The sequence below is a fragment of the Acinetobacter proteolyticus genome (genome assembly GCF_000367945.1).
GTDB lineage: Bacteria > Pseudomonadota > Gammaproteobacteria > Pseudomonadales > Moraxellaceae > Acinetobacter > Acinetobacter proteolyticus.
Genome location: NZ_KB849179.1, coordinates 456,586 through 480,193 on the forward strand (window position 1 = coordinate 456,586; position 23,608 = coordinate 480,193).

Annotated in this window: 22 protein-coding genes and 1 tRNA gene; 6 read left to right on the plus strand and 17 right to left on the minus strand. The window is 38.8% G+C overall.

The window, feature by feature from the left end; translation table 11 throughout:
- Positions 1 to 87 precede the first annotated feature (87 nt).
- The 7 genes from ychF to F993_RS14610 form a co-directional block, all read right to left on the minus strand.
- Entirely contained in the window at positions 88 to 1,179 is a 1,092-nt protein-coding gene (ychF, locus tag F993_RS14640) for a redox-regulated ATPase YchF (RefSeq protein WP_004653068.1), read from the minus strand.
- A gap of 99 nt (positions 1,180 to 1,278) precedes the next feature.
- Positions 1,279 to 1,938 carry a methionine ABC transporter permease gene (locus F993_RS14635; RefSeq protein WP_004653070.1) on the minus strand — a complete coding sequence of 220 codons (660 nt, stop codon included), beginning with the start codon at positions 1,936 to 1,938 and terminating at the stop codon, positions 1,279 to 1,281.
- Complete coding sequence (locus tag F993_RS14630) at positions 1,919 to 2,989, minus strand: methionine ABC transporter ATP-binding protein (protein ID WP_004653071.1); 1,071 nt, start codon at positions 2,987 to 2,989, stop codon at positions 1,919 to 1,921. Before F993_RS14630 ends, F993_RS14635 begins: the two co-directional genes overlap by 20 nt.
- An 11-nt stretch (positions 2,990 to 3,000) precedes the next feature.
- A complete protein-coding gene (locus tag F993_RS14625) occupies positions 3,001 to 3,831 on the minus strand; it encodes a MetQ/NlpA family ABC transporter substrate-binding protein (RefSeq protein ID WP_004653072.1) in 831 nt (276 codons plus the stop codon).
- Between the two features lie 35 nt (positions 3,832 to 3,866).
- Complete coding sequence (locus F993_RS14620) at positions 3,867 to 5,279, minus strand: LLM class flavin-dependent oxidoreductase (protein WP_004653073.1); 1,413 nt, start codon at positions 5,277 to 5,279, stop codon at positions 3,867 to 3,869.
- Entirely contained in the window at positions 5,279 to 6,502 is a 1,224-nt protein-coding gene (locus F993_RS14615; protein ID WP_004653074.1) for an SfnB family sulfur acquisition oxidoreductase, read from the minus strand. Before F993_RS14615 ends, F993_RS14620 begins: the two co-directional genes overlap by 1 nt.
- 10 nt (positions 6,503 to 6,512) lie before the next feature.
- A complete protein-coding gene (locus F993_RS14610; protein ID WP_004653075.1) occupies positions 6,513 to 7,724 on the minus strand; it encodes an SfnB family sulfur acquisition oxidoreductase in 1,212 nt (403 codons plus the stop codon).
- A gap of 357 nt (positions 7,725 to 8,081) precedes the next feature.
- Between F993_RS14610 and F993_RS14605 the strand changes: the two genes are divergently transcribed.
- Both F993_RS14605 and F993_RS14600 read left to right on the plus strand, forming a co-directional pair.
- The gene (locus F993_RS14605; protein WP_004653076.1) at positions 8,082 to 8,852 is read left to right on the plus strand and encodes a glutathione S-transferase family protein; all 771 of its coding nucleotides are present in this window, start codon (positions 8,082 to 8,084) and stop codon (positions 8,850 to 8,852) included.
- A 458-nt stretch (positions 8,853 to 9,310) separates the two neighbouring features.
- Positions 9,311 to 9,781, plus strand: coding sequence for an Lrp/AsnC family transcriptional regulator (locus F993_RS14600; RefSeq protein ID WP_004653077.1), 471 nt, complete (start codon positions 9,311 to 9,313; stop codon positions 9,779 to 9,781).
- Positions 9,782 to 9,824: 43 nt separating this feature from the next.
- Here F993_RS14600 and F993_RS14595 read toward each other — a convergent pair whose 3' ends face one another.
- Together F993_RS14595 and F993_RS14590 are read right to left on the minus strand one after the other, a co-directional pair.
- Positions 9,825 to 10,574 carry a YebC/PmpR family DNA-binding transcriptional regulator gene (locus F993_RS14595; protein WP_004653079.1) on the minus strand — a complete coding sequence of 250 codons (750 nt, stop codon included), beginning with the start codon at positions 10,572 to 10,574 and terminating at the stop codon, positions 9,825 to 9,827.
- A 142-nt stretch (positions 10,575 to 10,716) separates the two neighbouring features.
- Positions 10,717 to 11,262, minus strand: coding sequence for a 1-acyl-sn-glycerol-3-phosphate acyltransferase (locus F993_RS14590; RefSeq protein ID WP_004653080.1), 546 nt, complete (start codon positions 11,260 to 11,262; stop codon positions 10,717 to 10,719).
- A gap of 278 nt (positions 11,263 to 11,540) precedes the next feature.
- On the opposite strand from F993_RS14590, the gene F993_RS14585 reads away from it, so the two are divergent.
- Positions 11,541 to 11,617, plus strand: a tRNA-Ile gene (locus F993_RS14585).
- A 711-nt stretch (positions 11,618 to 12,328) separates the two neighbouring features.
- Positions 12,329 to 12,730, plus strand: coding sequence for a hypothetical protein (locus F993_RS14580; protein ID WP_004653081.1), 402 nt, complete (start codon positions 12,329 to 12,331; stop codon positions 12,728 to 12,730).
- 26 nt (positions 12,731 to 12,756) lie between these two features.
- Here the strand turns inward: F993_RS14580 and F993_RS14575 are convergent, their stop codons facing one another.
- From F993_RS14575 to F993_RS14545, 7 genes are all read right to left on the minus strand, one after another.
- Entirely contained in the window at positions 12,757 to 13,908 is a 1,152-nt protein-coding gene (locus tag F993_RS14575) for a catalase family protein (RefSeq protein WP_004653082.1), read from the minus strand.
- A gap of 623 nt (positions 13,909 to 14,531) precedes the next feature.
- Complete coding sequence (locus tag F993_RS14570; RefSeq protein WP_004653083.1) at positions 14,532 to 14,825, minus strand: hypothetical protein; 294 nt, start codon at positions 14,823 to 14,825, stop codon at positions 14,532 to 14,534.
- Between the two features lie 354 nt (positions 14,826 to 15,179).
- On the minus strand, positions 15,180 to 16,160 hold the full coding sequence (locus F993_RS14565; RefSeq protein WP_004653084.1) for a DUF4882 family protein: 981 nt from the start codon (positions 16,158 to 16,160) through the stop codon (positions 15,180 to 15,182).
- Between the two features lie 157 nt (positions 16,161 to 16,317).
- Positions 16,318 to 17,331 (minus strand): fimbrial protein, encoded by a 1,014-nt coding sequence (locus F993_RS14560; protein WP_004653085.1) that lies wholly within the window; start codon positions 17,329 to 17,331, stop codon positions 16,318 to 16,320.
- A complete protein-coding gene (locus F993_RS14555; protein ID WP_004653086.1) occupies positions 17,328 to 19,901 on the minus strand; it encodes a fimbria/pilus outer membrane usher protein in 2,574 nt (857 codons plus the stop codon). The genes F993_RS14560 and F993_RS14555 overlap by 4 nt, the downstream gene beginning before the upstream one ends.
- 63 nt (positions 19,902 to 19,964) lie before the next feature.
- Positions 19,965 to 20,699 carry a fimbrial biogenesis chaperone gene (locus F993_RS14550; protein ID WP_004653087.1) on the minus strand — a complete coding sequence of 245 codons (735 nt, stop codon included), beginning with the start codon at positions 20,697 to 20,699 and terminating at the stop codon, positions 19,965 to 19,967.
- A gap of 80 nt (positions 20,700 to 20,779) precedes the next feature.
- Positions 20,780 to 21,313 (minus strand): fimbrial protein, encoded by a 534-nt coding sequence (locus F993_RS14545; RefSeq protein ID WP_004653088.1) that lies wholly within the window; start codon positions 21,311 to 21,313, stop codon positions 20,780 to 20,782.
- A gap of 489 nt (positions 21,314 to 21,802) precedes the next feature.
- On the opposite strand from F993_RS14545, the gene F993_RS14540 reads away from it, so the two are divergent.
- Both F993_RS14540 and F993_RS14535 read left to right on the plus strand, forming a co-directional pair.
- Positions 21,803 to 22,150 (plus strand): hypothetical protein, encoded by a 348-nt coding sequence (locus F993_RS14540; RefSeq protein ID WP_004653090.1) that lies wholly within the window; start codon positions 21,803 to 21,805, stop codon positions 22,148 to 22,150.
- Positions 22,151 to 22,273: 123 nt separating this feature from the next.
- Complete coding sequence (locus F993_RS14535) at positions 22,274 to 22,486, plus strand: hypothetical protein (RefSeq protein ID WP_004653091.1); 213 nt, start codon at positions 22,274 to 22,276, stop codon at positions 22,484 to 22,486.
- A gap of 43 nt (positions 22,487 to 22,529) precedes the next feature.
- Here the strand turns inward: F993_RS14535 and bioB are convergent, their stop codons facing one another.
- Entirely contained in the window at positions 22,530 to 23,519 is a 990-nt protein-coding gene (gene bioB, locus F993_RS14530) for a biotin synthase BioB (RefSeq protein ID WP_004653092.1), read from the minus strand.
- Positions 23,520 to 23,608: the final 89 nt, after the last annotated feature.

Sequence of the window (23,608 nt, forward strand, 5' to 3'; positions counted from 1 at the left end):
GGCTATTAAAATTTTAGTTATTATTGTGCAAATAAAAAAAACCGCCAATAAGGTCCTCATTGGCGGTTTGGAAATCAAAACACTGATTTATACATTAAAACGGAAGTGCAATACGTCGCCATCTTGAACAACATAGGTTTTACCTTCTAAACGCCATTTACCTGCTTCTTTGGCACCGCTTTCGCCGTTATATTGAATGAAGTCATCATATGCGACACATTCAGCACGGATAAAGCCTTTTTCGAAGTCAGTATGAATCACACCAGCCGCTTGTGGCGCAGTCGCACCGACTTTAACCGTCCACGCGCGAACTTCTTGTACGCCCGCAGTGAAGTAAGTCTGTAAGCCAAGTAAGCTATAACCTGCGCGAATCACGACATTTAAGCCTGGTTCTTCCATGCCCATCGCTTCCAAGAATTCAGCACGATCTTCATCTTCTAATAATGAAATTTCAGCTTCGATCTGGTTGCAAAGCGGTACAACGATTGCATTTTCTTCAGCCGCAAGTTTTTTTACTGCTTCAAGGTGCGGATTATTTTCAAAACCGTCTTCTGCCACGTTGGCAATGTACATGGTTGGTTTAAGCGTCATTAAACCGAAACCGCGAACAGCTTTACGTTCATCATCCGAAAGGTCAGCCGCACGTGCTGGTTTACCTTCATCAAGCAAAGGCTGGATTTTTTCTAATACAGCTTTAGTTGCAAGGGCTTCTTTATCACCACCTTTTGCTGCTTTAGTTAAACGTAATAAAGCTTTTGCAACGGTATCAAGGTCAGCAAGTGCAAGTTCAGTATTGATGGTTGCGATGTCATCTAATGGATCAATTTTACCATTTACGTGAATCACGTTTTCATCTTCAAAACAACGAACCACGTGTGCAATTGCATCTGTTTCACGGATATTGGCAAGGAATTGGTTACCCAAGCCTTCACCTTTTGATGCACCGGCAACCAAACCTGCGATATCAACAAATTCCATCGTGGTCGGGATAACACGTTGCGGTTTAACAATCGCTGTAAGTTTGTCTAGGCGTGGATCTGGAACAGGGACAATACCTGTATTCGGCTCAATGGTACAGAACGGAAAGTTTTCAGCTGCAATCGCTGCCTTTGTTAATGCATTGAACAATGTAGATTTACCTACGTTTGGCAGACCAACAATACCGCAATTAAAACCCATGAAACCACTCACAAATGTGTTATTTAAAAATTGCTGCTGATTTTACATGAAAGCCATGACAAAGTCAGGTCATGGCGAGTGTGGATTTTTATTTCGAGCTTAAACTTTGCGTTTATCGAGCTGTTTGGCAATATTATCGCCTGTGGTTTGTACCAACATGACCAAAACAATCAGGACTAAAATCACCGCCAGCATGATTTGCATATCAAAACGTTGATAGCCGTAACGATAGGCGATGTCACCCAAACCACCTGCGCCAATCGCACCTGCAATGGCAGAGGAACTGATCATGGTGACAATAGTCACGGTAAAACCTGCAACAATCCCCGGCAAAGCTTCAGGAAGCAATACATGCCAAAGAATTTGCTTGCGGTTACAACCCATTGCTTGGGCTGCTTCAATTAACCCTTGATCGACCTCACGTAGACTGACTTCGGCAATACGGGCAAAGAATGGAATAGCTGCAATGGTTAAGGGCACAATTGCAGCCAAGACCCCATAGCTAGTTCCGACAATCCAGCGGGTAAATGGAATCAAAGCCACCATTAAAATCAGAAAGGGTACAGAACGGGTAATATTAATCACCCAGCCCAATGACTGATTGATTTTCTTAGAAGGATAAATCCCAAAATCAGCAGTACTCACCAAAATTAAAGCAATTGGCAGACCAATCAAAAAGGCGAGAATCGCAGAAACACCGACCATGATTAAAGTATCGGTGGTTCCTGTCAGTAATAGATCAATGAGTTGATTGTACATAACCGATCACCTCAAGTTGTGTTATTGCAGGATGTTTTTCAAATTGTGAGTGGTTGAGATCAAAGTCGAGATTGCGAATCCCGATGATCAGTGAGCCGATGGTACGCTGCTGAATGCTATCTATCTGACTGTGATAGACCTGAACGGGGCTATTAAAACCATCCAATAGTTCATATAAATCAGGCACCGTTTTCGATTCACTGACATATTTCAGTTTTAAAATCTGATGCGTACTCTCAGGCAGAATAGTTGGGCTCAGTTCAAAAGGTAAATTTACCTGCTCAGAATTGAGTAATTCCTGCGTGATCTGCTGTTGTGGATTGGAAAATACTGACCAGACTTGCCCAGACTCGATAATCTCACCATGATCAATCACGATCACCTGATCACAAATCTCTTGAATGACTTGCATTTCATGGGTGATCAAGACAATGGTTAAACCTAGGTCTTGGTTGATCTGTTTTAATAAGGCCAAAATATTGGCCGTGCTTTCTGGGTCGAGAGCTGAGGTCGCCTCATCACAGAGCAGGATTTCAGGCTGAGAAACCAAGGCCCGAGCGATACCGACACGTTGTTTTTGTCCACCAGACAATTGAGCAGGGTAATCATTTCGCTTTGCTGCTAATCCAACTAGTGTTAGTACCTCACTGACCCGTTGCTCAATCTCAGCCTTGTCATAACCGGCAATACGTAGCGGTAGCGCCACATTTTCCCATACGGTTTTTGCTGACATTAGATTAAAATGCTGAAAAATCATGCCAATTTTCTGCCGAGTTTTGATCAACTCGGCGTGGCTGAGTTCAGCAATATTTTGTTGGTGAATCAAAATACTGCCTGTATCAATCGACTCTAAGCCATTTAAGGTACGCAGTAGGGAGGATTTACCTGCACCGCTTTTTCCGATAATCCCAACAATCTGTGCTTTGGGAATATCGATATTAATCTCTTTTAAGGCATGTAAGCGTTGGCCCTGTACATCATAAAACTTATTTAAACCGCGTATTTTCAGATGCGGGACTGAAAAATTGACCTGTGAACCAAAACTCACCATGATTGTTCTCCTTATTTCCAACCTGGGAACCAGAGTGTCGGGCCGAAATCGCTATCTAAGGCCGCTTTCACTTTTGGCGAGTTTTGATAAATCTCGACAAACTTCTGTAGTTTGTTGTCCTTGTCCTGATAGTCATCACGCACCACAAATAAAATCGCATAGCGCTTATTGGTATTGTCATCAAACAGTAAGGCACTTTCAGGATCAGCCGTTTTGGCCAAACGTAAGTAATGCGGATAGCCAAACGCCAGATCAACATCATCAATGGCACGCGCAGTTTGAGGACCTTCAACTTCGGTAAATTTCAAGTTCTTCGGATTTGCGGTAATGTCTTTCAATGCAGAAAGGTGATTATTGCTGTCTTTCAGTTCAATCAACTTGGCTTGTTGTAACAGTAATAGTGCACGTCCTTGATTGACAGGATCATTCGGAATCGCAACAGTTGCACCATTCGGCAGTTCATCAAAGCTTTTATATCTTTTTGAATACAGTCCAACATGCGACGCCGCACCCGCAGCAAATGACTTTAACTTAAAGCCGGTTTCTTTAATGGCATTATCCAAAAAGGGCTGATGCTGGAAAAAGTTGGCATCGATATCGCCATGACTTAAGGTGATATTCGGGGTATTCCAGTCGGAAAACTCGACCAGTTTGACATTCAAACCTTGCTGTTTGGCTTCATCCACTGCAACTTGCAGTGGATGGGCAAAAGAAGGACTAATCCCAATCACCAGTTCACTGCTATGGTGCTGTCTTTGTTTATTCCAAATCAATAAGGCAATAATTGCAACGACGACGACAAGGCCAATACCCAACCATTTTTTAGAGGCTGTTTGAGCCATATATTTCTCCAATTCTATTCTTAAATGTTTAAATGCTAAGCACTAATTTCTTCGATTGTTTTTAGGTCATGTGTGTTGTTATGCGTTCTACATCGAAACTGATCAGCAGGATGGCTTGCGGCCAAATGGTCCCCTTGGGCAAACAGTTTGTTACGTAGTGAACCTGTGGCATATTTAGTTTTATAACGTCCACGTTGCTGTAACTCAGGGATGACCAGTCGAATGAAGTCATGGTGTGATTCAGGTGCAACCGTACGCGTCAGGTTAAAACCATCAATACCAGTCTGATCAAGCAGATCAATCAGGTATTCTGCAACCTCCGCGCCACTGCCAACAATAAGCGGATAGCGTCCACCCAACACATGTTGGGCTTTTAGATCATTTTTGCTGATGCGCTGTTCTTTAAATTTCTCATTGACTGAGGCAATGCTGTTGCTCTTTTGATATGGAATCGCTTCATCATCTGCAAACCTGGCAAGATCAATTCCGACTGAACTGGCATAATGCGCTAAACCTGCTTCAGGACTGGCATATTGACGATATTCAGCCAGTTTTTGCTGGGCAAGTTCATGTGTTTCAGCCACAACCACGGTAATGCCGACAAAGATTTTAATCGCATTTTCATCACGACCCTGTTGCTGTGCTTGTAGTCGTATTTTATTGACCTGTTGACGAATCTTTTCTGGCTGATCACCACCAATAAAAATACATTCCGCATGACGCGTGGCAAACTGTAGTCCTTTCGGTGAAGCACCAGCTTGGAAGAGTGTTGGCGTACGTTGGACCGAAGGCGCAACCTGAAACACACCTTGGCTTTGGTAATATTGCCCTTGATGATGAATGGTGTGGACTTTATTGGGGTCAGTAAAAACGCGCTGCTGCTTATCTTTCTTTAAGGCATCATTTTCCCAGGAACCTTCCCAATATTTATAGCAAAGCTGTAAAAACTCCTCGGCCTGATCATAACGTGCATCATGATCTTTTAAGCCTTTTTGCCCGATCAAGCGTTCGGCACTGTCCAGATAGCCTGTGACAATATTCCAGCCCAAACGACCTTGAGTTAAATGATCAAGACTGGCGAATCGCCGTGCAAATTGATAGGGCTGTTCATAGCTGAGATTGACCGTGACGCCAAAACTCAAATTCTGCGTGACCAAAGCCATTGCCGAAATCAAGGTGGAAGGATCATGACTTGGTAACTGGATCGACTCTTTTAAAGTCAACTCGATGCCATTTTGATAGACATCATAGACACCTGTAATATCGGCTAGGAATAAACCATCAAACAAACCTTGTTCTAAGGTCTGTGCCAATTCAGTCCAATAGCTCAATTCATTAAAGCGATGTGATTGATCACGGGGATGTGTCCATAAACCATGATTGATATGACCGACACAGTTCATATCAAAGGCATTTAACAAGATTTTTTTAGCAGTCGTTTGACTCATTACAAAGTCCCCCGACGTGGAGGCAGAATGCCATTCAACACATAATTACCAATGAAGTAATATTTCCAACGTGCAGCATCATGCAAGGTGTGTACACGTGCATTACGCCAATGACGATCCAATCCATCAGCACGTTGACTACCACGACTACCAGCTAATTCAATCAGTTTTGATGATGCCTTTAATGCAGTTTCCGTACTATGCGCACGTATTTTTGCCACATCAATTGAGGCTTTGGCCAAGGTCTCCGCATTGAGATCCTGTTTGGCGATATCTACAGATCGAGCTGCTTGTTTTAGGAGTAATTCGCTGGCTTTAACATCGGTTGCCACACGACCCAGCTCAGATAGAGTTAAGGGATCTTGAGTAGCGGAATCAATATTGGCATCAATCCAAGGGCGGGCGACACGCACACGTTCTAGTGTTTCTTCAAAAGCTGCGCGGGCAATGCCGACTTCAATCGCTGCATGCATGATTTGAGCAAAGGGACCAACCAAAGACAGTTGCTTAAAAGCAGTATCAAAAGCAATCACATCCTCTTTGGCAACAAAGACCTGATTAAATTTGACTGTACCACTGCCTGTGGTACGTTGCCCAAAGCCAGACCAGTCATCAATCAGTTCTAATCCTTGGCTGTCTCGTTGTACAAAAGCCAAAAACTCATTGCCTGATTCATCAACTACTAAAGTAGGAATGCGATGAGCAAACAGGCTACCGGTGCAATAAAACTTTTCTCCTTGAATCAGATAACCGTTTTCGCTTGGAATTAAGGTGGTTTGCTTATGTGCAGAGGTACGTGTTTTAAATTCGGCCAGCGCATTACCAAAGCGTGCACCTTGCAATACTTCTTGATAAAGACGTTTCTTTTGCGCTTCCGTACCAGTATTGCGCAATACTTCCAGTGCATAAAAATGATTCTGTGGAATCTGGCCGATTGAACCATCCGCACCACTAAACAGCGCAATCACTTTAGCGACGGTTAGGCTGGAAACTTCTGCACCACCATACTGCTTAGGTACAGTAATCGCCCATAAACCTGACTGACTATAGGCTTCGATTTCGGTAAATGGCAAGTTCCGGTTGGCATCACGTTCAACCGCCGCTTGTTTAAATTGCTGACTGAGTTGTGTGGCAATTTCCAAGGCTTCAGCATCGTTTTGAATAATATGTGCTGCTTTAATATGGGTTTTAGCAAAACCTTGTAATTCTTGGTATGAGGTCATGATTTACTCCTTAAATCCAAGCATGGCGGGCAGGGTGTGTACCATTGAGGTAATAGTCGCCGATGGCATGGAATTTCCAACGCACAGGATCATGTAGGGTATGTACACGGGCATTGCGCCAGTGTTGATCAAGATTATGTTGGCTTAGGCTGGCACGGCTTCCACCAAGTTCGAGCAGTTTCTCGGAGATATGCAGGGCTGCATCATTGGCATAGATCTTTGCTTCTGCCACTAAAATAGAGGCGCGTGCGGCTTGCTCAGCAGAAACCTCAGCGATTTGATCAAGTTCATCTAGATATTCGGCAGCATCGTCCAGTAATAAAATGGCAGCATCGAGCAGGATATTCAGTTTGCCAACTTCTTGTAAGGTGTAATGTTCTTCACTGGCTTTTTCTACACCTGCATCAATAATGGGGCGTGCTTTACGAATGCTGGATAAGGTGTCATCAAAAGCTGCTTCGGCGATGCCAACATCAATGGCAACTTGTAGAAGCTGAGAATAAGCACCGCGAACATTTGGGGTGTCGGCAATAATGCGCTCATCAAAAAATAGGGCGGGATCAGCGATCACGTTGTGGAGTTTTACTGTTCCGCTGGCTGTGGTGCGTTGACCAAAGCCATTCCAGTCATTAATGACCTCAACGCCTGCGGCATGTCGATCAATGATTGCCAGTACGGTATGACCATCTGGATGTAAGGCACGAATTGCTAACCAATCTGCAAAACTGGTTCCAGTTGAGTAAAATTTTTCCCCATTTAAAAGGTATTGACCATTTTCCAACGTTAACGTGGTTTGAATGGCTTTGGTATCTTTAGAGTTTTTTTCAGGCCCACCATTGGCAATACGTTTACCTGCCAAAATTTCAGCGTAGATAAACTGCTTTTGTGCATCTGAACCGGTGATATTAATAAAATTTAATAACCCAAATTGGTTTTGTGGAATCTGTCCAACATTGGCATCGGCTTTACTTAAAATACGAAACACATGGGCTAAAGTTTTATTGGAAACAAAAGCACCACCATACTGGTGTGGTACACGGATTCCACCAAGGCCCTTTTGGCTAAACTGAATAATTTGTTCAGTGGGCAAAACTCGATTTTGATCACGATTATTTCGATCTTCTAATGCAAAGTCAGCAACTTGATAGGCAGCATTGATGGCCTGCTGATCATTTGAAATCAGTTGTGTTTGAACTTGGATCACTGATTGATTACTGGACATATACGCACCTCTAATAGCTAAGAGGTACTTTACAAAAATTTTACTTTTCCACTAAACCATCAGTTGTGGCTTGAATATCACAATAATTCTTAAGCATTTTTTATGAGAAAAATACCCAAAAAACAGATATAAAATATTAATTAAAAACAGTTGCTTACTGGTTTTGAAACTTTATCGATCAATGTGGAAAGGTGCTTTCTATGAAATAAAGGAATAATCTCACCAAGAATATTTATAAAGCAATTACGCTGAAATTAAAAAGATAGAGCAAAAAGGACATTGTATTGATTAACTTTTACTTCTAAAGTAGGGAAAACCTTATGTTTGATCGAGTAGAAAAATAAATTTGGAGAGTCTATGCGGGTTTTATACCAATTTCCTTTGTCTCACTATTGTGAAAAAGCTCGCTGGTTGTTAGATCATAAGGAATTGGACTATGTGGCACATAATTTGATTCCTGGTTTTCATCGTGCGTTTACTTATCTGAAATCTGGGCAATATTTATTGCCGATGTTGAAAGATGATAAACACTGGATTGCTGATTCAACGCAAATCGCTTTATATCTGGATAGTACCTATCCTGAGCATGCCTTGCTCAGAAGAGATGAACAGTTACGCGAGCAAGCTTTAGAAATCGACAAATTGACTGATGAGCTTGGTGTACATGTTCGTCGCTGGTCATTGGCACATGCGCTGTCAGTGGGTGATCATCCACTTGAAATCATGATGGGTGAGCAAGGCTATTTACGTCAGTTTGAGAAGATTTCTAAACCAATATTAAAAAGTCTGGTGTCAACCAACTATAAACTCAGTCCTGAAAAAGTAGCACAGTCCAAACTACGGATGACTGAGTTGATTACCGATCTGAATCAGCGTTTGATTGATAATCAAGGGCGTTATATGGTCGGTGATCGTCTAGGTTTAGCCGATATTTCAGTCTGTTCTATTCTTGCACCCTTGTTGGTGATCAAGGGGACTCCGTGGGAACTTGAGAACGATGATATTGAACAGTTTGATGGCGAACTGAAGCAATATTATGACTATTTATCAGATCTACCGATTGGACAGTATGTACAGCGTATTTATGCCACTGAGCGTAATGCACGTGTCGATTGGCGTGGTTTGTAACTCAGTTTTCGTGTAGAAAAGCCCTGATTGATCATAATCGGGGCTTTTTTATGGGAAAGAAAACAGAAAAAAGACCGATAAAGTAAAAAATTATCGGTGAATAAAATTAATTTTTAAAAGAAAATTCGTTTTAAGCAGAAAATATTAGAAATTATTGCCAAATTTACTTTAAAAAAACTGAAAAGAGGGAAATAATTATAAAAAGGCTTTGTTATCTTATGTTTCAGGGTGTGATGGGGATCGAAACGAGTTGTTCAACAATTGGGAGATCAGTTGAACAGTTGCTCAAAAGGTCTTGTTTCGGCTTTGGGACAGAGATAAACCAAAAGTTTATCGGAATCATGTTTGCATTATCCATGCAGCATCGTCAAAAGTTAAACGAATGTTTTCCCTTGACCCTTAAAATTACTGAGTGAGCAGTTCCGATAAAAACATAAATTCAGAGAGAGAACTGTAAAATGGAATTGGATCGTTTTGATAAACAAATTCTTGAAATTCTAACCGATGAAGATGTCAATCTGAATGAACTCTCAGAACGCATCAATCTTTCTGTAAGTTCAGTGCATCGTCGCATTAAAAATCTGATTGAATCCCAAGTGATGGGACAACTGAAACGAGAAATCAATTTTAATAAACTCGGTTTTAGCTTACATATTCTTTTACAGGTTTCGTTGAGCAAACACGACAGTGAAACCTTTGATAAATTCCTGCAAGAAATCGAAGATATTCCAGAAGTCACCAATGCCTTTCTTGTGACGGGGCAGAGTGCCGATTTTATTTTAGAATTGGTGGCACGTAATATGGATGACTATAGTGAAATTCTATTACGCCGTATTGGGAAAATTGACAGTGTCGTTGCACTACATTCCAGCTTCGTGATCAAAGAATACAATGTCTTTAACTGCTATAAGCTTTTAAATAAGTTATAAAAAATGCATCTAAAAAGATGCATTTTTTACTGATCTCAATGAATTAAGCATCAAGTTGCGTTAATACATCTTCAGAGAATTCAACGTTGGTATAAACGTTTTGAACATCATCAAGATCTTCAAGCATATCAATCATTTTCATGATTTGTTTGGCTTGATCAATATCATTGATTTCAGCTTTAGTCGATGGGCTCATGACAACTTCAGCATTGTCAGATTTTAAACCTGCTGCCGTAAGTGCATCTTGAACATCACCAAAGCTTTCTGGGCTGGTAATAACCAAGATACTATCTTCATCAATCTCGATATCGTCAGCACCGGCTTCTAAAGCAACTTCCATGACTTTGTCTTCTAATGAAACATCTTCAAAAGAAATTTCACCGCGCTTGGTGAACAGATAAGCCACTGAACCGTTGGTGCCTAAGTTACCATTAGTTTTAGAGAAACAATGACGAACATCTGGAACAGTACGGTTTAAATTATCGGTCATGGTCTCAACGATAACGGCAACACCACCAACACCGTAACCTTCATAGGTGACTTCTTTTAAATCATCATTATCTTCACCACCAGCACCACGTTGGATCGCACGGTTGATGGTGTCACGTGTCATATTCACAGACAGTGCTTTTTCAACTACAGCACGCAAACGAGGGTTACTCGCCGCATCTGGTCCGCCCAAACGTGCAGCGGTTACGATTTCACGGATGTATTTAGTAAAAACCTTACCGCGACTTGCATCTTGTTTAGCTTTACGATGCTTAATATTGGCCCATTTAGAATGACCCGCCATGGACGTAACTCCAAAAAATAAAACTTAAAAAAAGTGCAGGAATATTAGCATAGCGATGGTTTTGTTGAAAACTAGCATCGTTCATATTCAAACTTTAAAATCTTGATCAAGCATCAAAGATTGATCAAATAGAAGAGATCAATTAGCTAATTTTTACGTCGATGTCGTATTCCGCATAAAGTGCTTTGATCTTTTCTAGGTCTGATGGTAAATCGCTTGGATAAATTTTACCTAGAATGCCGCCTTGCTTAGTACGTGCATTGGCATACATTAAAATGATCGGCACATTGGCGGCTTTGGCGATATGCCAAAAACCAGTGCGAATAGGTTTACGTTCTTCACCATCCTTGGCACGTGTTGCTTCAGGCGCAATCACTAGGTTAAAGCTATCATTTTGATTAAACAGTTCAACCATTTGCGTCACGATATCTTTATTGGCTTTGCGATCAACGGGAATGCCACCTAAACGTTCTAAAATTGTTTTTAAGGGACCTTTAAATAGCTCTTTCTTGATTAAGGTATGAATTTTTAACTCTAAAATTTCAAATAATGCGAGGGAGAGAATGGTATCTAGGTTAGAGGTATGCTCGAAGCCGATAATGACTTGTTTATTTTCTAAAATGGCTGGATCAACGTTATATTCCCAACCTGTTGCTTTAAAAATAGATTTTCCTAAAAATTTTTTCATGTTTATCATCATAGGCTTTGAGTCGCAGCAGTGTAATACGACTTTTCAGGAAAATACATATCCGAAAACACCAGATAAAAGAAATTTAGATGGCTTATTAATGATCAAAATGGTGCATTAGGATCTTTACTCAAGCTGGGAAGATCAGATAGAATCAGCGCAGTTTATGATTTTTAACATTATTTTAGTAATTTGATAAAATCATCTGCTTGTAATTTAAGTTGAATTTAACTAATATCAAGCGGCGTTTTTCATATCAAGTATATGATTAGAGTTTAGGGCCTATAGCTCAGTTGGTTAGAGCAGCGGACTCATAATCCGTTGGTCCCGTGTTCAAGTCACGGTGGGCCCACCATATATCAAGCACTTACATGCATTAATTGTAAGTGCTTTTTTTATTGGCTAAATTTATATAACAATTATGTAGGCAATGAAGATGAGTAAATATCAGTGTAAAAATAGAAAATCTATTCAAATTATCTTGCTTAAGAATAAGTTGAATAAAATTTATAACGGCGCAGAATAAATTTAAGATACACCAAAATAAAAGAGCAAGACGATTTAAGTGATTTGATTATCTAAGTAGATTTTATAACCTATGTTAATCATGATCAAAAGGCAATAGGAAAATGGTTATCCACCTCTACGGAAGACATGTTGTGACATATTTAAATGAAAGAGTTAAACAAGAGAAAATGATGTTTATTTTATATGCTTTAAAATAGAGAGTTTGGTAATTGGTTGAAGAGTGTTTACTAGGGATATTGTAATTTTTTATATCCAAGAAACAATGTTGATTAAGGATAAAATGAAGTAAATACTAAAGTTAATGTATATTTTAAAGAATTTTTTATTTTAATAAAACCATATATATCAATAATTTGGTTTGATAGTGGTGGTTTTTAATCCAATTTCTTAAAGTAACTTAAAATTAGATAAATTATGCCCTATAGTGAGATATAGCATAGTGGGGAATTTTTCAATTTTGTCATACTTTCTTGTTTTTGCTATTCTATATTTTTTATTTTTATAGATTATTTAAGTGAAGAATGTCTTACTTTTCATCATGATGCTTGGTTTATTAGGATGTGAAAGTTTTGAAGATTATAAGAGTAAAGACTCTAATGTTATAACGGAATTTGATTCTTATATAATTGAGAATGATAATCAAAAAAATAAACGGGATTTGAATAAAAGTTCTACCTATATTCGCAAGTCTGAAATTAATCTAAATAAACAGAAAATGATTGAGACGTGCAAGAAACTCGTACTTTCTAATGTACCAAAGCAAAAAACGGTTAGTTTTAATGAGAATTTACGTGGTAATTACTATATAAATCAAAAAACTGGCGACGTATATCTTTACTTAGAATTCTGTGCCGAAAATGAGCAAGGGAATGCGCAAGAATTCAAAGGGAAGTGTGTGTTCTCAATAGATGGACAGACTCAAGTTAATATTTTTGAATAAGTCAAACCACTTGTAAATAAAACATTTTATTGAGGTTCCTGTTTCAGTACATCATTCATTTCATGTCGAATTGTACTAATCTTCTCATAAATTACTTTTCGTAATCTATTGATCGCGCCCAAGGGTCTATGCTCAGGAAGAGAATGCCAAGGTGTAAAAGAAAGATTCTCACAAAACTTATTTTGCTCAGGAGTATCAAAAATCTGTTTAGGAATATGGATCGTTGCAAGTTGAAAAAAAGGAGCCTCTGATTCTTTCCATTCTGTCATCGAGTCTTCTACAAGCATTTTATTCGTAGTTCTAGGTTGGATCAGAAACTCCATGCATGCATCACTTGTTTCTAAATTTTTTCGAAGAGTTTCTCTTAAAAAATCGTGGTTAGGTTTATTTGGTATTGTAATACTATTGGGATTACAAGGCCTTGCTGAATATTTAACCGCTTGACGGTCTGCGCCTAATCCTAATTGATAAGGAACCATGGACCAATATCTGACTTGTATTGGGTTAGAAATTTTTGAATTACTTGCTTTAACTGCATTTAATGTTCCTTGGAAGCCTAAAGTAAAAGGGATTTTTAATTTTTTGAGCATACTTTTGCTATTTACATCCTCTATGAATGATAAATAGCGTTGTGGTTCGTTCACAAAAAATACCGGATGGTTAATCATAATAAAATCTTGAGTCGTTGCTTGATTATCATTTTCCATGATCTTCTTTCCAGTAACGCCTAGAATTTTAATTGCCATGCCGCGAGCATCTTTTTTATTATCGGCTTGTGTAGCATCTCCTGAAGCATTAGAGAAACGAATCCATGCTGAATAGGATTGATCAGGAATAAAAACTCCCTTAGCTAGATTTGATGGTAATGATTTTGAGACGTGGAATTCTGCCCGAACACAGCCATGAGCTTTGGGATGCGCGTCTCTTAAGGCATGACCTGTTCTGTATTGTTGACGAATGCTTTGTCCAATCTGCTCTGCAATTTGCTCTGCGAGGATACTCTCGTTTGGTTGTAATTTTTCTCCTAATCCAGTATCAATGGTTGGATAAGGGATTGTATGTGTATAGGCTAAAGTTTTTGATTTTGAATGTTGATGAGTACATCCACTGGTACTGATCAGTATTGGAGTGATTGCAAACAATAGACTAAAACGTATCAATGGAATAAGACCTAACATTCATATGCTCCTTGGCATAAACCGCTGAGTAATCTAACTATAGTTGTTTTGAATGTATGTGACATGTATGCCTAATTGTTCTTCTTACTATCATTAATCACCTAACTACCTGAATTCATGAATAGCGTTTGATGAATTTACCAGAATGGACGATTTAACGATCTTTTTTCTTGCTACTACAAAACATAATGACAATTTCTTAGGTTCTCATACATTGAATGAATTAATTTAACACTCCGACCTATTGCATCAACAATTCATTTTGCAGAGTAGCGACTTGTCGGATCCTATATCAATGTTCCTGAGATTCGCATCCATTTGCCTTATTATTTTAAAGTTGTCTTTATTTTCATTGTTTAAGAAACTATAGGAAAAGACTCAGTTGGTCAATATGTGTTGGGGATAAATAAAATAATTTAACCATCTAGTTTTAATTAGTTGTTTTGAAGGTTTTTCTAATTGATAATCATTTGTGAAAAGAAAAAATAGTAATATTTTATCTACTAATTTTTAATTAAATCTAAATGGTTTTTGTTCTTTATTAAATAAATTTGATCATTAAATAGGTGTGAAGCCTATATAATAGTGTTAAATGATTCACACCTTAATAATAAATCTATTAACTAGTAGTAGTTTGCAATAATGACAGCATTCTTTTGATCTGGAAATTGCTCAAAGCTAATCTCAGTCATCATATTCTTTTGAGATGAAGGAGTTAAATCGCTCAATGAAATAGATTGAGTGTCAAGTTTTTGACGTAACATGTTCAATTGCTGGCATTCATCGGTCTGAAGCTGATGAGAACATGTATCTTCTACAATACTTCCATTCAATTGGATTGTGCTTGCAGCATAACTGACCGAAGCAAATGCCATTAATGATAGAAGTAGGGCAGATTTATAGATATTTTTATACATGATTATTGCCTTTTATAAATGTATTAAGTATTTATTAACATGAAATTTATTATTAAGGCAATGTTTAAATAATTTTTTAATTAAATATTTATTTAAAATGTGATCTATTTAAGGTTTTGTTTTTAAATTGATAATTAATATAATAAATCTATTTTGTTAATTATGTCACATATTTTAATTATAATGTGGATTTAAAACTGGAGTCGTATACTCGGTATTGGAGTCTTATAAAAATCTATTTTATCGTTCAAATATGGAACTGCTACTTGTATGCATGCGGATAAATTAAACGCTGATTTTTTGCACGATATAAAAAGCCTAATCGATGATTAGGCTTTTTTGACTCTAACTAGGCTAAATCACATTGCCGCAGATGTCTGTTGTGCCTTGAGGGTAGTTGTATTGCAGCGCATTACGGTCGGTGATCAGCTCAGATGAGAATTCTAGTCCTGCAAGTTTATCTGAGAAAGTACCATCTTTATCCGAACCAACCCAGCTACGAATATCAAAACCTATATTTTTCAATGGAGCAGGGAGAGTTCCTTGATACCCCTGATCAACACCATTGACAATAAAGCCAACCTGTTTGGTATTTTGGTTGATATAGATACCTACGCGATGATATTTACTTTGATAGTCGGTCATTTTATTGTAGTAATAAGCAACTGAAGTATATTCAGTTTCATCGCTATTTGGGTAACCAAGCATAAATAATACAGATGGTGGGTTTTCACCGAAATCAGGATCAGCGGTACCTGCCATGAAGCTATATCCTGACCTTACAACATATCCATTCTCTGTGATTCCATTAAAATTAATATCTGCGAGATAAGATGAACCTGGTTCCCCATAATAGCCACCGTTTAGTGGGGCGTCAGGAATATCGAGTTGCATTTCCAGTGCAAGAATCCCTGTTGTCGGTAAGCTAAAATCTCCTAAACCATCTTGCAAGTGTGGAAAGTATGGAGAATCTTTTGCTGAATAAAATCTTGTTTTACTAGTAGCTAAGTATTGTAAGTAATTAAAAGTACCGTATTCAGGATCGCTATTTGAAAAATAAGGAGGGGCAACAGTTAAGCTAAACTTTTGACTATTGATTGCTGGAAATATACCCATCAGATAATCTGAATTTTGATTGTTCCATAAAGCATCATAATCTTGTTGTGTTGCATCGAAGTTATACTGACAAGTTTGTGGTTGGCTAGAACTACGTAAACTAAAGCTTGTGGACGTTGTTGCTGTTTGTTGGGTAGTAGTAGTGTTTTGTGAACTATTCTGATTCTCACCACAGCCGAATAAGGCTAGGCTAAGTGCAAATATACTCAGTTTTTTCATTGATTATTCCTCTGGTGTGTTATTTACGGTTTTTATCAAAAAATAAGCGCGAGAAGTTTTGAAGTTATTAATTTTAAAAAATTAATAACTTAATTATATTTTTTAAGTTTTTTATAAAAAAAAGACCTCTCGTTTGGGAAGAGGTCTTATAAAAAGTTTAATCGTATTGAATAGTCACTGTTGCCATTGCGCGGACTTTACCCGCAGTGACATTGGTTGCGGTTTGATAATAGCGAGCAGTGAGTGGAACATTATATTGAACTGTTTGATTTGATTTCACAGTTCCTAGTTCTAACTTATTACCCAGACCAATCACTTGATTTTTATTTTGGTAATTCCATACAAGCTGTACACCAACACCATTTGCTTTAGTCGAATTGGGTTCAAGATTCTTTAAGACTTGAGTGTTATTACCTTCTTGTTGATAGTCAAAGGTTAGACTGATAAGGTTTTTTTCTTCATAGCCTGTTGGATTTTCACCACCATTACAAAGAATATTGAGTTCAAAAGATTGCTCGCCTTGAGTTGAACCAACACCTTTAAAGCCTGACTTCATTACTGTTGGAAGCTGTACAGCTTTATTAATATCACCTCTCCATTCACAAGATGAAGAAGCAATCGTAATCGCGTTACCATAAACGGTACTGGTTAAGAAGGGGCGATCGCTTCTGTTTCCAGCATAGTAGGTACTATAAACACCCGGAACTAATGTTCCTGAGCCTGTATTTTCTGCTGTTTTCACAATCTCAACAACAAAATAGCCTTCGGCAAGCTTAATGCTAGTACTTGGTACTGGTCGAGTGTAAGGGTAATATCCTGAAAAATTCGTTGCATTAAATGCTTCTCGGTAAAGACGAATTCCAATTCCAGGGATATTGGTTGAATAGATATTATCGCCAAGTGGACTAATTGCATAGTTTTGTAATAATCGTGCGACCATCATATCACTACGATTACAACTATAAGTTGTGTTGTTGTTGGGCCGAATCTCGAAAAGAGATTTAACCAAGACTTTACCAACAGGGTCACTTGGTCGAACAACGACACGTCCAACCTGCATAGAGACATCAATCGTGGTGAAGCCTGCGCTGGTTGAACAAGCTGCTTGAGCTGCTGTATTCACACCAAAGCCAGCAGCAATTAAAGCACTGCTCAAAAGTAATTTTTTCATTTGCATACGGCCTCAGTCATGATCATGCTTTGCTGATCGTTAGAAAGTTGTGCTGTAACATCATAACTGAAGTGGCACTGTTCATTGGCTTCTTCGCCCCATTTTACATACAAATCACCTTTTGGCTCTTGAGTACGTAAATACACCATACTGCCTTGAGCAACAATACCAACTGATTCATCTTTGGTATTAAAGACTTGTGCAGCAAATGGTAAGCTTCCACCTGCGGCTGTTTTGGTGTTGATGTAAATGGCATAGCCTTTCTTGGTTGAGAAATCAACTTTTGCAATTGCGCCAGCAAAAGGTGCAATACGTTGGCTGGTTTCTTCTAACTCAACATTAGTCGACATTTCTTGTGGATCAAGTGTGATGTCATTTAAACGGTATGGTGTTACATAAGGGATCACAGCATAACCAGATTTATTCACACTGAGTCCAACAGTATTGTTGACTTTGGCACCTGCTGCATCTGGTGCATAAACCAGTACCATGGTTTGACCTTGTTCTGGACCAAATAGGATGCCATCTGAATGAGCAACAACGCTACCGCTGACGCTAAGCATCGCTTGTTGATATGAGTCCGCGACACTATAAGAACCGCCCACTGTTGCAAAGTTGGTACGATAACGACTGTTGACGTTAAAGCTCGGGTTCTGTCTATCTTGATGAGATACTGATGCACCATAGTTGAAACGATCACCGACCATACCACTCATACCAACGGTGCGGCTGTTTTCAGAAGCAGTAGCATTGACGTTGACAGAATTCTTTCTAAAGTTAATTGGGAAAGAAAGTGTCATCAAATATTCTGTATCACGTGTTTGACTTCTTGAACCGTATTCAATCTCACGATTGGTCGCAGAAAGACCGTAGGTTAAGCCATGATAATTATTGCTATAGCCCACTTGGTATTGACGCGTGGTCTCGTTACGATTCCAATAATCATTCCAAGAACCCACCATGTAAATATTACCCCAACCCTCAGGTAAACCTTGGTTCAATGTGATCTGGAATTCACTACGTTGCTTACCGACAGCAAAGGTATTTACACCTTTATCTTCAAGATCACGGATGAGCAGGGCATCACGTAACTTATAATAGTTTTCAGTCGAATAACGATATGCTGCCAACGTTAAGTTGGTATTAGTCGGTGAAATAAGTTTGCTATAACTGAGACGGAAACTTTGTCCAGACTGTGAGCCTTGCTTGTCAAAGTCAGTATTTGATTGTGTAACGTCAAATGACACGGCACCAATCGGTGTTGCAACAGCAGCACCTAATAGTAAAGCACTATAGTCTTCAGCCAATTGAAAGCCAGTATAACCCGTCAAATAGTTGTTAATACCACGTTGATATTTCCCTTGCGTGACCCACGGCGTTAAATCGATATCACGGTCGCGGAATTCACCCGCAGTGACTGAGTAACGGCTTAACCCAGGACGCAGCATTTGTACTACCGAGGCATAAGGAACGGCAAGCTTCTGAATTTCACCATTCGATTCAATAATCGAAACTTCAAGCTCTCCACCAAACCCTGTAGGGTAGAGGTCATTAATTTCAAAGCTACCCGGTGCCACAGTGGTCTGGTAAATCAATTGACCTTGTTGACGAACTTCTACCTTCGCGTTGGTTTTTGCATTACCACGAATACGAGGCGCATAGCCGAGCATACTATTGGGTAGCATACGGTCATCGCTAGAAAAATCTAAACCACGGTAACCGAATGAGTCAAATAACTCACCATTGGTAAAGCTATCACCTAAGGTTAAAACGCCGCGATATTGAGGAAAAGCACGCTGTAAATAAGTGCTTGTTGATTCGTAGTTTGATTTCTTTTTATTGCTTGAATCTAATTCACTTTGAGCGCCATCTTGCCATTGCCATTGACCGTTATGACGAAGTTGCCAACCTGCAATGTTTGCCCCTGCTGTGATTGCCATAAAGGCATTGGTGGTTTCTTTATTTTCATTTAAACGGTTAAATGTTTTATAGGCACTACCGCTATAAGATAAGAATCCAGCATTAACACCGCGATCCCAGATACTTGGGTCAACATAGCCTTGTGCATTTTTTTGTAATGCAATTTGTGGAATCGAAATATCAACACGCAAACGTGAAGTATCGAAATCATAATAAGCGTTTTCGATCCACTCTTCGATTTTGTAACATGCATTTGGCGCATTTGACTCAGTGCGATTGACCAGAACTTCTTGTTTTACACCGTATTCAAGTAATGAGCTTGAGGTGAAGCAGGTAAAGGCATTTTTATTTTGTTCCGCCGAACGGAACATCATTCTTCTTTTGCCGAACCAGTTACCATTAATATAGACATCAACGTTATATTCACCCGGTAAAACAGGGTTCCCATATTTGAAACGAGAGATATCTACTTTTTGTGCATCACCGATTAAGAAAACAGAGTCAAATTCTGCTTCCATTGGTGGTGCTTGTTCTGCTGTCTGTTCTACTGCATAAACAGCCATAGGCATCGTTACTGTGATTACCCCAGAAGTAAGGTAATAACATATACGACGCTTCAAGAATTTAGCTGTTGCATTTTTCTTTGACATAATCCGTTCGCCTATTCAACGATAGGTACAAAATCATTTATTGATTGGGAATAAATTTGTTTGTTATTGAAGCTTGATTTGGTGTTCGATACGACCACCATAATCATTGATGCTTACATAGCTCAGCTTCTCTGTACTACCTGTTTTCAATTGGATTTTGTCCTCTGAAAAAGGTGATAGCATTAAACCCTTAGGTAATAGGTCAACTGGCTTTCCTGCATTTTGCTGGTACACCGCAGTCATAGTGACGTGAAACGGTGTTGGATTTTTTACAATCAATGTTTGTCCGCTTTTCGCCCATTGCAATTTTTCACCAGCGAGATTGGCATCAGTTTTAATGCTTGCTGGTCGATAGAAGAATTTAATGCGTGAACGGATTGCAAGCTGTAGAAAATTATCAGGAATAGCGTCTTTACTATTTGCTGTTGGTCTTGGTGGAATATCCAAAACGTTCAGCCAAAACACAGTTTCTTGTTTTTGATCTAACTGAGCTGCATTTGGTAATGCAGTAATACGAAGTGATTGACTCTTCGTTGGATCTACACGCGAAATCGGCGGGGTAATCATGAATGGAACTTTAGACTGGTCGGGTGTACTTTTCGCATCACCTTCATCAATCCATGCCTGAACCAGAGATGGTTTAGAACCATTGTTACTCACTTGCAAAGTTACTTCACGAGCATCAGACGGATAAATAACGCGAGTACCATGCAAGATAATCTCTGCATGTGTTTGACTTGCGATTAATGCCGATGACATCGTTAAACCAAGCAAAAAATTGTAACCGTTCAGTGCCATTTAAATTTACTCTATGATTGCGTGAAGTTTACAACTGCGAATTTCTAGAATTCTAGAAATTCGCATAGTTTATCAATAGATTATTGATAAATAATAGTGTACTGAACTGAAGTGTTTACTTCACCAGCAGTAGAAGCGCCAGTTGCATAGTATTCAGCATAGTAGTTAAGGTCAGCAGTACCGCCTTCTACAACGTCAACCCATTGAGAGTTCGCTTGAGCACCATTGCTACCAGCAGCAAGAACTGGGATTACTTGGTTGTTGTTACCTAATAATTGAACATCAACGTTTTTAGCACCACCAGCGTTTTGGTTAAGTAAACGACCAGTGTTGAAATCAACAGTAGCGCCTGGTTCGAAGTAAGTTGCAACTTTACCTTCTGAACAGTTACCTAAGTTGATTTGGAATGGAGTACGACCAGCTACATCACCTGCGTTAGCAAGAGTTTGTTTAGATACAGTTGGAAGCGTTACAGTAAAGTCTTTACCAGCTGGAGTCACGATGTCACAAGTTTTGTCTGTTACTAGACCATTAATTGTAATCGTTCCGTCAGCAGCTTGAGCGTTAGCAATACCTACAACTGAAAGAGCAGCGATCAAAGCAAGTTTTTTCATAATAATTTCTCGAACACATCGGCTAAAAGTTTGAATTAAAATTACTTCTCAGTTGGATTTTTGCGCTGAACAAGTAATGTGCGAAATATATATCACTAGGTATTGAAATTGCAAACTGTGTCACACTTTTGTTGTGATTTTTGATCTAAAAATCCGATCGTAAATAAGTTGTTGATATGAGGAGTTTTTATTTTTGATATAACTTATTTTACCAGTTGGTTTGTTTAATATTGCTTAAGACTGATTGTTTTTTCCTTTTATAAAAAACAAGTTTTTTGGGTGTTTTTTGATCATAATTCGTAAATTCTATATTTTTATGTGATTTACTTAACAAAATAGAAAAAATAATTTAGATGAATAATCAAGTTTTTAGAGTGATTATTAAGTGTCTTTACAAAAAGCTCAAAGTTCTTTTAAGAATCTTTTAAGGTTCAATCCTTAGTTTTTTAGTCATGATTAGATGAAAAAAACACCGTAAAGGAGCTTTCAATGAACATGCTTTATACCCACAAACCGAACTATTATTTCTTTGCACACAAGTTTGTTTTATTCCTAGAAAGTTATTTAAAAAGTCATCCTACGGAACAACAGACAAGCTTTAATTTGCAAACGATCTATGATTTATTCAGTCATGATCGCGCCTCAAGTACCACCAATCTAGAAGGTATTCTAAATATTGCAGATGAATATGTACTTGAAACGGATGAAGGGCAGCAGTCATTGATACAGTCTTATCACGTACATTTAGACAATCATGTATTGACCTTAGAGTTTAATCAAAAGGCTGTGGCAAGTTTAAAGGCGGGTCAGACTATTGTTAGTCCGCAAGCGGCTTAAACAAATATTTCTCGAGTTTATGCGCTTAGTAAGTAATGTCCTTTACTAAGTGTTTTTTTAACAAGCTGCGTTAATGTCATTGATCCGTTATGATAGACAGATCAGTTGAAGATATATAGCGCTATGGATAAGGACTTTAAGTCAGAAACCTATATAGTAGATGAGCATATTACTGACACAATTCTATGGTTGATGCAGCATCAAGATATTTTTGATTCATTTCATTTTGATGTGCATAGTCAAGAATTGTCAGTCACGCATGCAGCAGGTGTGGATATCATCCGTGTTGGCATGTTTTTAAATGCCAAATATGGCATTTTGGTGACATCAATTTAATCATATCTAAAAAAAGCCTTGTCAGATGACAAGGCTTTTTTATTTATGCACTCATGGCATCGACAGAGAGTTCTGCAACAGTCGGTTTCGGTTTTTCCGCAGTTAAACCTAATTTGGCAAATAAGACCTGATCCTTACCTTCACCCGCATTTGGGGTGGTAAGGAGTTTTTCACCAGAGAAGAGTGAGTTTGCACCCGCCATAAAGGCTAGCGCTTGGTCAGAATCGCTTAATGATTCACGACCCGCTGAAAGGCGAATATAACTGTGCGGCATAATGATACGTGCAACAGCAATGGTACGGATCCATTCAGTTACATCTAATTTTTCAACATTCGCCAGTGGTGTACCTTCAATTGGAACCAGCATGTTAATTGGCACAGATTCAGGATGTACTGGCATGGTTGCAAGTTCATGTAATAAACCGATACGGTCATTACGGCTTTCACCTAAGCCAACAATACCGCCACTACATACTTTCATACCGGCTTGGCGAACATGATCTAAAGTATCCAAGCGGTCGTCAAAAGTACGTGTGCTGATGATATGTGAATAATATTCACGAGAGGTGTCTAGGTTGTGATTGTAATAGTCTAAACCTGCATCTTTTAAGCGTTCCGCTTGAGATTGATTCAACATCCCTAAAGTCATACAGGTTTCTAGGCCCAATGCTTTCACTTCACGTACCATTTCTAGCACATAAGGCATATCACGCTCATGCGGGTTACGCCAAGCGGCACCCATACAGAAACGCGATGAGCCAGATTCTTTTGCTGCAAGTGCTTCACGAATAACTTTATCAACGGCAATGCGCTTTTCTGCTTCTAACTTAGAGTCATAACGAGCAGATTGCGAGCAATACTTACAATCTTCAGGACATTTACCTGTTTTGATTGAGAGTAGGGTGCTGACCTGAATCGTATTTGCTTGGAAATGCTGACGATGAACGCCTTGTGCTTGAAATACTAAGTCTAGAAAAGGTTGGTCATATAAAGCTTGGATTTCATCACGAGTCCAGTCATTACGTAAAGTCATTGTTATATCCATGATGATTGATTACAGACATTGAGATTCATCATACAGAAATCGTGCCAAAGCCAAAGGGCAAAAAACATCATTTTTCT

Excerpts from the sequence above, each read along its gene's own strand:
- F993_RS14610 (WP_004653075.1), bottom strand. The coding sequence starts at position 7,724 with ATGTCCAGTAATCAATCAGTGATCCAAGTTCAAACACAACTGATTTCA.
- F993_RS14595 (WP_004653079.1), bottom strand. The coding sequence starts at position 10,574 with ATGGCGGGTCATTCTAAATGGGCCAATATTAAGCATCGTAAAGCTAAA.
- F993_RS14615 (WP_004653074.1), bottom strand. The coding sequence starts at position 6,502 with ATGACCTCATACCAAGAATTACAAGGTTTTGCTAAAACCCATATTAAA.
- F993_RS14555 (WP_004653086.1), bottom strand. The coding sequence starts at position 19,901 with ATGTCAAAGAAAAATGCAACAGCTAAATTCTTGAAGCGTCGTATATGT.
- F993_RS14560 (WP_004653085.1), bottom strand. The coding sequence starts at position 17,331 with ATGAAAAAATTACTTTTGAGCAGTGCTTTAATTGCTGCTGGCTTTGGT.
- F993_RS14565 (WP_004653084.1), bottom strand. The coding sequence starts at position 16,160 with ATGAAAAAACTGAGTATATTTGCACTTAGCCTAGCCTTATTCGGCTGT.
- F993_RS14625 (WP_004653072.1), bottom strand. The coding sequence starts at position 3,831 with ATGGCTCAAACAGCCTCTAAAAAATGGTTGGGTATTGGCCTTGTCGTC.
- F993_RS14580 (WP_004653081.1), top strand. The coding sequence starts at position 12,329 with ATGATGCTTGGTTTATTAGGATGTGAAAGTTTTGAAGATTATAAGAGT.
- F993_RS14620 (WP_004653073.1), bottom strand. The coding sequence starts at position 5,279 with ATGAGTCAAACGACTGCTAAAAAAATCTTGTTAAATGCCTTTGATATG.
- F993_RS14600 (WP_004653077.1), top strand. The coding sequence starts at position 9,311 with ATGGAATTGGATCGTTTTGATAAACAAATTCTTGAAATTCTAACCGAT.
- F993_RS14570 (WP_004653083.1), bottom strand. The coding sequence starts at position 14,825 with ATGTATAAAAATATCTATAAATCTGCCCTACTTCTATCATTAATGGCA.
- F993_RS14630 (WP_004653071.1), bottom strand. The coding sequence starts at position 2,989 with ATGGTGAGTTTTGGTTCACAGGTCAATTTTTCAGTCCCGCATCTGAAA.
- F993_RS14590 (WP_004653080.1), bottom strand. The coding sequence starts at position 11,262 with ATGAAAAAATTTTTAGGAAAATCTATTTTTAAAGCAACAGGTTGGGAA.
- F993_RS14545 (WP_004653088.1), bottom strand. The coding sequence starts at position 21,313 with ATGAAAAAACTTGCTTTGATCGCTGCTCTTTCAGTTGTAGGTATTGCT.
- F993_RS14540 (WP_004653090.1), top strand. The coding sequence starts at position 21,803 with ATGAACATGCTTTATACCCACAAACCGAACTATTATTTCTTTGCACAC.
- F993_RS14575 (WP_004653082.1), bottom strand. The coding sequence starts at position 13,908 with ATGTTAGGTCTTATTCCATTGATACGTTTTAGTCTATTGTTTGCAATC.
- F993_RS14605 (WP_004653076.1), top strand. The coding sequence starts at position 8,082 with ATGCGGGTTTTATACCAATTTCCTTTGTCTCACTATTGTGAAAAAGCT.
- F993_RS14635 (WP_004653070.1), bottom strand. The coding sequence starts at position 1,938 with ATGTACAATCAACTCATTGATCTATTACTGACAGGAACCACCGATACT.
- F993_RS14535 (WP_004653091.1), top strand. The coding sequence starts at position 22,274 with ATGGATAAGGACTTTAAGTCAGAAACCTATATAGTAGATGAGCATATT.
- ychF (WP_004653068.1), bottom strand. The coding sequence starts at position 1,179 with ATGGGTTTTAATTGCGGTATTGTTGGTCTGCCAAACGTAGGTAAATCT.
- F993_RS14550 (WP_004653087.1), bottom strand. The coding sequence starts at position 20,699 with ATGGCACTGAACGGTTACAATTTTTTGCTTGGTTTAACGATGTCATCG.
- bioB (WP_004653092.1), bottom strand. The coding sequence starts at position 23,519 with ATGACTTTACGTAATGACTGGACTCGTGATGAAATCCAAGCTTTATAT.